At 40.3% G+C, this 11,324-nt stretch carries 5 protein-coding genes; all 5 read right to left on the bottom strand.

Annotation, left to right across the window (positions count from 1 at the left end; genetic code table 11):
- Window positions 1-2: 2 nt before the first annotated feature.
- The 5 genes from bglX to B3P17_RS01495 all read right to left on the bottom strand — a co-directional run bounded on the left by bglX (window position 3) and on the right by B3P17_RS01495 (window position 11,316).
- A complete protein-coding gene (gene bglX / locus B3P17_RS01475) occupies window positions 3-2,285 on the bottom strand; it encodes a beta-glucosidase BglX (protein WP_291102825.1) in 2,283 nt (760 codons plus the stop codon).
- A 4-nt stretch (window positions 2,286-2,289) separates the two neighbouring features.
- Window positions 2,290-4,482: a glycoside hydrolase family 3 N-terminal domain-containing protein gene (locus tag B3P17_RS01480; RefSeq protein ID WP_291102828.1), complete on the bottom strand. Its 2,193-nt coding sequence runs from the start codon at window positions 4,480-4,482 to the stop codon at window positions 2,290-2,292.
- A gap of 7 nt (window positions 4,483-4,489) precedes the next feature.
- Window positions 4,490-6,658, bottom strand: a complete 2,169-nt coding sequence (locus tag B3P17_RS01485) for a glucoamylase family protein (protein ID WP_291102831.1) — start codon at window positions 6,656-6,658, stop codon at window positions 4,490-4,492.
- A gap of 113 nt (window positions 6,659-6,771) precedes the next feature.
- Entirely contained in the window at window positions 6,772-8,232 is a 1,461-nt protein-coding gene (locus B3P17_RS01490; RefSeq protein WP_291102833.1) for a RagB/SusD family nutrient uptake outer membrane protein, read from the bottom strand.
- A 24-nt stretch (window positions 8,233-8,256) separates the two neighbouring features.
- Window positions 8,257-11,316: a SusC/RagA family TonB-linked outer membrane protein gene (locus B3P17_RS01495; RefSeq protein WP_291102836.1), complete on the bottom strand. Its 3,060-nt coding sequence runs from the start codon at window positions 11,314-11,316 to the stop codon at window positions 8,257-8,259.
- Between the last annotated feature and the right edge of the window lie 8 nt (window positions 11,317-11,324).

An 11,324-nucleotide genomic window follows, 5' to 3' on the forward strand; every position in this document is an offset into this window, starting at 1 on the left:
CATTATTTCAACGTAAATCTTGCATTTTTCACATCACGGCTATTGCCTCCGATCATCACATCAAAGTCTCCGGGCTCGAAAACAAAGTTAAGATCATAGTCATAGAACTTCAACATTTCGGGTGTTATCTTAAAATTGACTGCCTTAGATTCTCCCGCTTTGATGAAAACTTTCTCAAAACCTTTCAGTTCTTTTACCGGACGGGTTACACTTCCCACAACATCGCGAATATATAGTTGCACTACTTCCGCTCCGTCTACTTTACTGTTATTCGTTACAGTCACACTTGCTGTTAATTCTCCATTTGCATCTATCTGTGTCGAACTAAGTTTCACATCACTATAGTCAAAATTACTGTAGCTAAGTCCAAAGCCGAACGGATATAAAGGATCGTTTGATACGTCGAGATAATTGCTGCGGAATTTTTCGAACCATTTACCTTCAGCTAATGGGCGACCTGTATTTTTATGATTGTAATACAATGGTATTTGCCCTACATTCTGAGGGAATGTGGTAGTAAGCTTTCCACTCGGATTTACATCGCCAAACAGAATATCGCCAATTGCATAAGCTGCTTCAGTTCCGCCAAACCACACATTGAGTATTGCAGGAACATTTTCATTCTCCCATGTAAGAGTCAACGGACGGCCTGTAAACAAGACTAAAATGACAGGTTTTCCTGTTTTCAATAATTCCTTTAACAAGCGTTGTTGAATATCAGGAATCCCAATTTCGGAACGACTGCTCGACTCGCCGCTATATTCTGACGATTCGCCCAATGCTGCTATAATTACATCTGCATTCTTGGCAATTTGCAATGCTTCATTTCTTAATTCTTCTTCTGTACGTCCATCACGTTGCAAGTCTCTTCCAAAAAGAGTTGCTCTTTGTTCCAACACCGGGTCGGTAGTTAAGTTACTACCCTTTGCATAAACTACATTCGCTTTGTTGCCAACCACCGCTTTTAGTCCGTCAACTACTGTTGTCGCTTTATTGAAATCTGCCGCTACACTCCATGTTCCGGGCATATTTTCACGGGTATTTCCTAATGGACCAACAACGGCAATCGTTCCCTTTTTACTCAATGGCAACACATTGTCATTTTTGAGCAAAACAAAACTTTCTGCTGCTATCTTACGCGCAAGAGCACGATGTTCGGGTGTATATACTTCTTTCTTTACCCTGCTTACATCGCAATATTTATAAGGGTCGGTAAATAATCCTAACTTATATTTTGCTTCAAGGATAAGACGACATGCCCTATTTATATCTGCTTCGGTTATCTTACCTTCATCTAACGACTTCTTCAAAGTTGTAAGAAAACCTTCACCAACCATATCCATGTCGATACCAGCACGAAGTGCACGAGCCGATACGGTTTGCAAATCACCGATACCATGATCTACCATTTCGTTGATCCCTGTAAAGTCTGTTACCACAAACCCATTGAATCCCCATTGTTTGCGCAAAACGTCTGTCATCAACCACTTGTTGCCCGTAGCCGGAACTCCGTCTACTTCGTTGAATGATGCCATTACGCTACCTACTCCCGCATCTACTGCTGCCTGATATGGATAGAAATATTCATTATACATGCGTTGGCGACTCATGTCTACCGTATTGTAATCACGCCCTGCTTCTCCTGCTCCATACAGTGCATAATGCTTTACACACGACATAATCTGATTGTTGGCCGTAAACGTTTTGTCTCCTACCCCCTGATACCCTCTTACCATGGCTTTGGCTATTTGTCCTCCCAAATATGGGTCTTCGCCATTGCCTTCAGACACACGTCCCCAGCGAGGATCTCTCGATATATCCACCATCGGGCTGAATGTCCAGCAAATACCATCGGCACTAGCCTCGATCGCTGCTATACGTGCTGATTTTTCAATAGCATCCATGTCCCACGAGCAAGACAGTCCCAATGGAATTGGAAATACCGTTTCGTATCCGTGAATAACATCCATCCCAAAAATAAGAGGAATCCCTAAACGGCTTTGTTCGACGGCAACTCGTTGCACATCTTTTATTTTTTCAACACCTTTTATATTGAAAAGGCCTCCGACAAGCCCTTTTTTAATCTTGCCTGCAATATCGCTGTTCTTTGCCTGTCCTGTAACAATATCTCCCGAACCCGGCAAATTGAGCTGACCTATTTTCTCCTCAATAGTCATTTTGCTCATCAGATCATCTATAAAGTGATCCATCTTTGTGTTTTGGTTCTGCTGTGCATTAGCGATCAGGGTACACCCAAGCAAAACAGTTGTAATAAGTTTCTTCATGTTTCTATTTTAATGTAAATTCTGTTTTTAATTTCGTATCCGAACTTCCGCCCACAAAAAGATGGAAGTCTCCCGGCTCGTAGACATAGTCAAGCTGTGAGTTATAGAATCTCAAATCATTCACAGATAAGGTAAAGTCTATTACTTTCGACTCGCCGGCTTTCAAGAATACTTTTTTGAATCCTTTCAGTTCTTTCACAGGGCGCGTAACACTTCCTACCAGATCACGAGTATACAGTTGTACAACTTCCTCTCCGTCATATCCGCCCAAGTTGGTAAGTTTCACACTCACTTTAAGCGGACTGTCTTTTGTTATCTCTTTTGATGATAACTCTAAGTCTGAATAGGCAAATGTTGTATAGCTCAGTCCATATCCAAAAGGATAAAGAGGTTCGTTAGAGACATCCCAATAACGAGATCCATATGCAAACTGAGGAACATTGGGATCATAAGGACGACCCGTATTTTTATGATTATAGAATAAAGGAATCTGTCCTACATTTTGAGGAAATGTCATTGTTAGTTTTCCTGACGGATTGTACTTTCCTGTCAGCACATCAGCAATAGCTGCACCTCCCATTGTCCCGGGAAACCAAGCCTCCAAGATTGCATCTAGATTATCCTTTTCCCAGTTTATAGTCAACGGTCGTCCATTTATCAAAACAAGAACTACAGGCTTTCCGGCCTTTTTTATCGCTTTGAGCAAATCCACTTGAACACCGGGAAGTGATAAGTTTGTGCGGGAATTATTTTCTCCCGACATATTATGGAACTCGCCCATTACCATTACTACAACATCAGAAGCGGCAGCTACTCTAATAGCTTCGGCAAACCCTTTTGTATCTTCACTTTGTATATCGCAGCCTTTGGCATAAGAGATTTTGTCTTTACCGATGGCTTCAACCAAACCATCATACACACTTACGGGAATCGTATCACGATTTCCCCTTGCAGACCAACAACCCAATATTTCATATTTATCTTTCGCCAAAGGGCCAATCAGTGCTATTCTCTTATTTTCTTTCAATGGTAAAGTCTGCTTGTCATTCTTTAAGAGAACTATCGATTTGCGTGCGATATCTCGGGCAGCCTCTTTATTTGCAGGTGTGAGAATATCGGTTTTCTCTCTGTTGGCATCACAATATCTATACGGATCTTCAAACAGTCCTAACTTATATTTTATTTTCAGAATTGCCCGAGCCGCCTCGGTCACATCTTTTTCCGAAACTTTTCCTTCATCTATAAGAGTTTTCAGATGATTCATATACACACCTCCCTGCATGTCCATATCTACACCGGCATTCATCGCTATTTCAGCAGAATGCTTCTCATCTTTAGCATATCCGTGCGGTATCATTTCATTGATAGAAGTATAGTCTGTAACTACAAATCCATTGAAATTCCATTTATCACGAAGAATGTCCTTCAGCAAGTATTTATTGCCTGTTGCTGGTATTCCGTTCAAATCATTGAATGAGGTCATTATCGTACCACATCCGGCATCGAGTGCTGCCTTGAATGGAGGAAGATATGTATTCCACAGTTCATTGAGAGACATATCCACCGTATTGTAATCTCTCCCTGCCATAGTTGCCCCATAAGCGGCATAATGTTTCACACAGGCAACTACAGTATTTACAGCCGATAGATTGTCTCCTTGAAACCCTTTCACACGTGCTGCTGCGATTAATGAGCCTAAATAAACATCCTCACCCGCACCTTCGGCTACACGCCCCCAACGAGGGTCACGAGAGATATCGACCATCGGAGCATATATCCAGTTTATACCTTCGGCTGTAGCCTCGGAAGCTGCTATTCTAGCCGAACGTTTCATCGCTTCGAGATCCCAACTGCACGACTCGGCAAGGGGAATAGGAAAGATAGTTCGCTGTCCATGAATTACATCATAACCAAAGATGAGAGGTATACCTAAACGGGTTTCTTCGACAGCTATCTTTTGCAGACTACGTGTATAGTCTGCACCCACAGCATTAAAGATACCCCCAACCATTCCTTTCTTGAGGTATTCTTTGNNATATAAAACCGTTTGCCCTATTTTTTCTTCCAGAGTCATTCGGCTAAGCAAGTCATCAACAAACCTATCCACCTCAGCATCCCTCTGATCTTTGTCTTTACCACAGCCCATAAGTATAAGCAGACAGAGCAAAGCAAAAGATGTAATCCAATTCAATCTCATCTTCAATTTATTTAATAAACACTTCTTTTACCATTCGCTGAACATCGGGGTCTTTCATAAACAGATTCCAAATAAGGCCTGTACGGTAATTCTCTATCATCACCGTTACGGGAGCTTGGTTAAGTCCCATATAAATGTTAGCACACCAATTTTCATTCAGATTGAAAGCATCACGGAAACCATATTCACCCCACAAGAAAGAACCATAATTACGATAATAATTCTTCAATGCCGCCATCGATTGCTCTGGCAGATAAGGGAATGAGGCCAAAGCCCCTGTCGGTGCCATCGTTCCCATATCCTGATGATCTACCGGTTCGGCGGCACGATAACCCCAAGGCCCGTCACTTGCGGTAAGCCCCCAGTTATCTGCTCCATATCCGATGTTCTTTTTAGGATTCTCTACACAGTAACGGTAGTTTATAAGAGCTATATTCCGAAAGTTCTCGAAGTAGTTTTCAGAAACATATTTATCTTTTATCTTGTGTGGATCAAGCCCTAAATATGAATAGTGAATAAAAAACAATGGCCCACCATTAGATACTCCCACATCGAGTTTTACTCCGAAATATGTATTTCCATTAGAGTACATTGCCCCATCACGTGTTTGTCCCCAGTCGGCACGATAATCCTGTGCCAGCTTTTCCTGACTAGCCCATCCCGAATAATACATATCTTTGCCTATACCGTGAGTTGGTGAGGCTATTGCCAGCAAATAGGTTATCATTGTCTCGTTCCAGCCGATAAGATTGTGATTTATGACCCATTCCTGATCGGGAGACCAGTGCCAATATAAATATTTACTGTCTTTTGTCTTCTTGAACCAATCCCATTCTATATTTTTCCACAGTTTGGTGATTGTATTCCTGATATATTTCTCATCATCACTGTTCTTGTCAAAGTATTGACGGGCTGTCAATAACCCTTGAAACAGAAAAGAGGTTTCTACCATATCGGCTCCATTGTCACGCATTCCGAAAAATGGTTCCACTTTACCTGTTGTTCCATCTATAAAATGAGCATAGCCTCCATGAAAAGTTTCGGCTTTGTCGAGAAATGCTACTATTTTTTTGAACCGTTGTATGGCTTCCTCCCGAGTAATATATCCTCTCTCTACACCGGTTACAATTGCCATCATTCCAAAACCAGAAGCTCCTGTTGCAATCATATTTCTACGTCCCGGAATATTTTCGAGGGCTAGCCCTGAATTTGGTTCTGCGCCATCCCAATAATATCTGAACGAGGCTTCCTGCACCATATCCAAGAGCTGTTCGTCGGTCATATAGCGGGTTGTTGCTTCTACGATATTAGATGGTTGTGATTCGGAGTAGTCATAATTTACACAAGCAATGCGGTAGCTGAATGTCTTATTCGGTTCGTTTGTGAAATCTGCATAACGACCTGTATAAGGATATTGTATGCCTACCTGCTTGAACTCTCTCCCATCTTGGGAGCGATATATTTTGATATATTTTGTATTTTCCAATCCTGATTTATCCCACCACAAGTCTACATGACGCTCATAGGCCTTTGCTTTTATCGCCGGGACTATCACGTCTGAAACAGGTTTTTTGATAGGGCTTAATTCTACCTGATCTATATATACAGTATGTTCTTTTCCGTCTTGTGAATTTTGTTTGAAAAGAACTTCTTTTATTTCTTTTGTGGTTTTGTAGCTTAAATTTTTAAATTCAGATAGAGGGATGGATACTGATACCCATTCCTCTTGTTTGAATTGAGATATATAGTCGTTAAGGTTGATAAAGGACGATGTAATTGTTTCTTTCTTGCTAATAGTACCGATGGCAATAAGAGGTAATTCTTCTGCATCTGTTCCCGATTTGACAAATAATTTAAAGTCCAATGATTTGCCTTCTTTCACAAAGTCTTTTCCCCTCCAATCATGATAAAGAATCGATGCCGACCAGCTTCCATTAGGTGCAGACACATAGTTTAATAGCAGTGAGTTTTTTGCTGTAAAGTATTCCTTTTCGGATACTGGCAATTTATTTTCTATATTCTGAATATAGCTAGGAGATGTGTAATCGGCTTTACTGTAATAGTAACGCCCTGTCATCAAACCATTGTCAAAAAAAATGTGATCGTATTCCGGTTCTTGCGCGGGAGCAGATAAACATCTTATAACTAACAGAGAAAAGATTATTCTTGATTTCATGATATGGCATTTACGTTGATAATAAAAACTTACATATTACAATATATTCAGTACAAGAAGAGACGAATACCCAGCACCTTTTCAGACGCTGAGTATTCTCTCCTGATAGTTTCTTATTTAAGATTTGGATTCAAATCTTTTTGAGCTTGAGGTATCGGATAAAATTCGGACTTACCTTCTGTAAATCCCGGAAGTGTTCCGGCAGCCTTGCCTGTACGTACAAGATCGAAGAATCGTTCGCCCCATTCGCACGCTAATTCAACTCGTCTTTCTTCCAAAATCTGATCCAATGTAACATTGGTCAATGTTGGCATTTTCGCTCTGGTTCTCACCAAATTGAAAGGAGCATCTCCATTTTCACCTTTACGCACTTTTGCTTCGGCATTCAATAGAAGGATGTCTGCATATCTCATCACACGGATATTATTACCAAATCCATACCCGGTTCTTCCTTCCGGAAGCTGTGTGCTAGGCAGATACACTTTCCCATTAAATACTCTATCGTTTCCATCTGCTGCTGTACTTGGTTTTAGCACATCTCCTTCCTTGGTTGTAGATCCCGCATACAAGAATGTAGTCTCTTTACGTACGGTCTCACCCCTGTCTTGGAATAGTTTTTCTAAAGAAGCACTAGGAACCATGAAGCCCCAGCCCCCTTCAATATTTGTTCCTACAAATCCATTTCTTGGGCCTTGGAATGCAAACCACGCATCAGACTCTATTGCTGTGCTACCAACCAAACCATATTGTAGTTCGAGTAAATTTTCGTTTGATAAGCATCCCGGCTTTTTGAAATAATCATAAAAATCAGGATAGAGCTCAAACTTGTTACTGTTGATGATCTCATTTGTTGCAGATAGTACAGCATCCCAATTGTTGATATCAGAGTTTGCTTTTGCCCTCAGAGCCAGAGCTGTATATTTAGTGACCTGACCTTTCAGAGGCATTTCGTTCGGACGTAAAGCCGGAAGATTGGCTTCACAGAAATCCATCTCATCATTAATAAACTTGTAGATATCAGCCCGAGGGGTAACATTAAGTGTACCTAATACTTCTTCGTTATTGGTAACAAGCAATGCATCGCCCCAAAATCTGGTTATCTGAAAATAGGCAAAAGCTCTGATAAAACGTACCTCTGCCTGATATTGGGTATTCAATTTTTTGTCTGCATCAGTTGTTGTATATTCGTTATACCTACTCAAGTCTACCAAAGCAGAGTTACAACTCAACACCAAATTGTACAAACCTGTCCATGATGAGTTTAACGCCCAATATCCACCAAGTTGATTGTATTCGAATGATTTCGCATAGTTTAACTCTCCCTGATCGGAAGGTGAAGAACCTTTATTTATATCATCACCTCTTACGCTCAGTAGCCCAAGTCTTCCCCAGAAACTAAGCCCACTTCCTCCACGCATACGTGCATAGATACCGATTAGCGGCTGGTTCATATTTTCGGTCAGAGTATAATCAAGCTCCTCGACATCTAATACATTTTCGGGTTCCTTATTTAGCCAGTCGCTACAACTGCTTAATAACAATAATGCTGATATAATGTATATATAAAATTTCATAACTATAATTTCTTATTTCTTTAATTAATATACTAATCTGAAACCAATACTGTAAGTTGAGGTTAAAGGATAAACATCGTTATCTATTCCATCAGCCACGTCTGTAGTAAATCCATTATAGGAGAAGAAGTTGAATGGTCGTTCTGCCGTAAAACTTACTCTTAAGCTAGATTTGTTTCCACTCTGAGGGAAAATATTCTGGAAAGTATATCCCAACTGTATATTCTGAATCGTAAATGTATTGGCACTTTCAACAAAGAATGAGTTGAAGCGGCTATATGTCCATGTATGTCCCAAAGCTGCGCCTGATACATATTTGTTTGTAGAGCCTTCACCTGTCCAACGGTTTTTAACGATATCTTCGTCGAAATTTATATCAGTTTGTTTTTGTCTTAAGAACCGTTTCTGATTCAAGATCTTATGGCCAAACTGTCCTTGGAATGCTGTACTAAAGTCAAAAGCCTTGTAGGTGAACCCGAGATTACCACCCAAGAAAAACTTAGGCAGTGGAGAACCGAGCAAAGTTCTGTCTTGGTCTGTCAGTTTTCCGTCACCATCTATATCTTTAAACTTAATGTCTCCCGGAACCGGTTTGCTGGCAATATCTGTTAAAGTTTTATCATTATCAATTTCTGCCTGATTCTGATAAATACCTTCCATTACATATCCATAGTAAGAGTCTACTGTCTGACCAATCTGTCTGATACGACCATAGTCTCCGGATGTAATTATGCGTTCCAAACCATCAAGGTGAGTGACTTTATTTTTTAAAGTCGACATATTTACACCAACATTGTAAGTAAAATCACGTCCGATCTTGTCTTCCCAGTTTAGAGAAACTTCTAAACCCGAGTTTTGGATCTCACCGTTATTCATTAATAATGACCCGGCTCCTAACTGAAGTGTCTTCAAGAACACAGCATCTTTTGTAGTACGTTTGTAATAATCAAGTTCTCCCGATAAACGGTTGTTCAGAACAGTAAAGTCCAAACCAAAATCCAATTCTTCTACTTTTTCCCATTTCAGAGAAGAGAAGAACGAAAGGCTGGATGTACCCGGCATAATCTGCCCGTTGAAATATCCGGTTTCTTGTGTAATGGAAGCAAATCCATCATTTCGTTGTATCTTATCGTTACCTAGCATACCCCAACTTCCTCTTAATTTCAGGAAGTCAAATACTTTCTGATTCTTCATAAAGTTTTCTTCCGAAAGGACCCATCCAAGACCTACAGAAGGGAAATATCCCCACTTTTGTTGATACTTAGAGCTACCATCGGCACGGAATGTAGCAGATAATAAATATTTGCCTGCATAGTCATACATCAAACGACCGAAAAACGAAGCGCCTCTATTTTCTTCTGCATTGTCGTACCAAGTATCGGCATCTGCTCCTTGTTCGATAATAGAACCGTTATGTAAGTACCAGTACTCGTCTCTTCCATCAGGAATACCTTCGCCTTGCAAGCGCATTCTTTCCCATCTCTCTTTTCTTATAGAATTACCTGCCATCAGAGTCACATTGTGTTTTTCAGCAAAAGTGTCTCTATAGGTCAGGATATTATCTATCAACCAATTGTTTGTATATTTCTGAGATTTAGTCAACTGTGTTTTCTTATTTTGTTGACTGGCCGAAACGGTATATATCGGCAAGAATAAACGATTGCGCTGGAAAGACAAATCCTGATTGTAAGAAGTTCTGAATGTCAACTTATNNAAGAAAGACAACTCCATGTAAAGTGCCGGAAGAACTTCTGTCACCCCCACTTTGTTGTTGTAATAATCAGCAATAGCCACCGGATTCCAGAAGTAGTTTGTTAGCCCTACATCTTGTGCCGATCCATATTTGGTAGGCGATGCAATGCTATTATTCGCATCATAAGCCGGATATATAGAAGGTGATGTATACGCATTACCAAAAGCACTATTATTTGCAAGCTTTTGATCACTGTTTACAACAATAAAGCTACCTCCTACTTTCAACCAGTTGGTGATACCTATATCTACTTTAGAACGCATATTTAATCTCTCATAACCATTGTCGCTATCTAAGATACCTTTCTGGTTCAAGTAACTAATACCGATTGAATACGTTGTTTTTTCTCCTCCTCCGTTAACATTTATAGCATGACTATGCATTGGTGCTACTCTCAATATTTCGTCATACCAATCGGTATTTACAGCAGGAATACCATTAGCACCACCAAACTTAGCGATAGACTGATCGATCGTATTTGTATTACCTATTTCTTTCATCACAGTGGCATATTGCTGAGAATTAGCCATCTTCACCAGATTGGAAGCTTTTTGCAAACCAAAGTAACCATCGTAAGTAACCTGAGGTTTTCTGTCTGTCAAGCCTTTTTTAGTTGTCACAATGATAACTCCATTCGCTGCACGTACTCCATAAATAGCAGCAGAAGAAGCGTCTTTGAGCACGCTCATGTTTTCAATATCACTGTTATTCAAGAAGTCGATATTATCGAAGAACATACCATCTACAACATACAGAGGTCCGGTTTTAGAATCATCATAATTTCCAACACCACGGATACGAACTTTAGGCGAACTACCCGGTTGACCGGTGTTGATTACCTGTAGTCCGGGCACTTTACCCTGCATTGCCTGCATCGGAGATGCTGTAAGATGCCTGTTGACATCATCCCCTTTGATAGTCGCAATAGGAGATGTCAAATCTTTGGCTTTTGCACTACCATAACCGATAACGACTGTTTCGGCAAGCATCCGGCTGTCGTTTTTCATAACGATATCGATACTTGCTTGTGAGCCAACGGCTACTTCTTGTGTTTGCATTCCCACATACGTAAATACTAAAACATTGCCTGTAGCTGCAGCAAGGGTATATCTACCATCAATATCGGTAATGGTACCATTACTTGTTCCCTTTATTTGTACAGTAACGCCAATCAGCGGTTCATTGGCTTCGTCCTTTATAATTCCTGAAATAGTTTTCGTTTGAGCATAAATATTTCCTGTGGTCAATATGAAACAAAACAGGAATAATAAATACCGCAAAATCAGTGAATTCAGATTCCCTGAAATAAAGTCTTTTTTGGATTTTTTCATAGTTCAAA

Source organism: Dysgonomonas sp. UBA7630, assembly GCF_002483985.1.
Lineage (GTDB): Bacteria > Bacteroidota > Bacteroidia > Bacteroidales > Dysgonomonadaceae > Dysgonomonas.

Coding starts and splice junctions, on each gene's coding strand:
- bglX (WP_291102825.1), bottom strand. CDS start 2,285: ATGAAGAAACTTATTACAACTGTTTTGCTTGGGTGTACCCTGATCGCT.
- B3P17_RS01485 (WP_291102831.1), bottom strand. CDS start 6,658: ATGAAATCAAGAATAATCTTTTCTCTGTTAGTTATAAGATGTTTATCT.
- B3P17_RS01490 (WP_291102833.1), bottom strand. CDS start 8,232: ATGAAATTTTATATATACATTATATCAGCATTATTGTTATTAAGCAGT.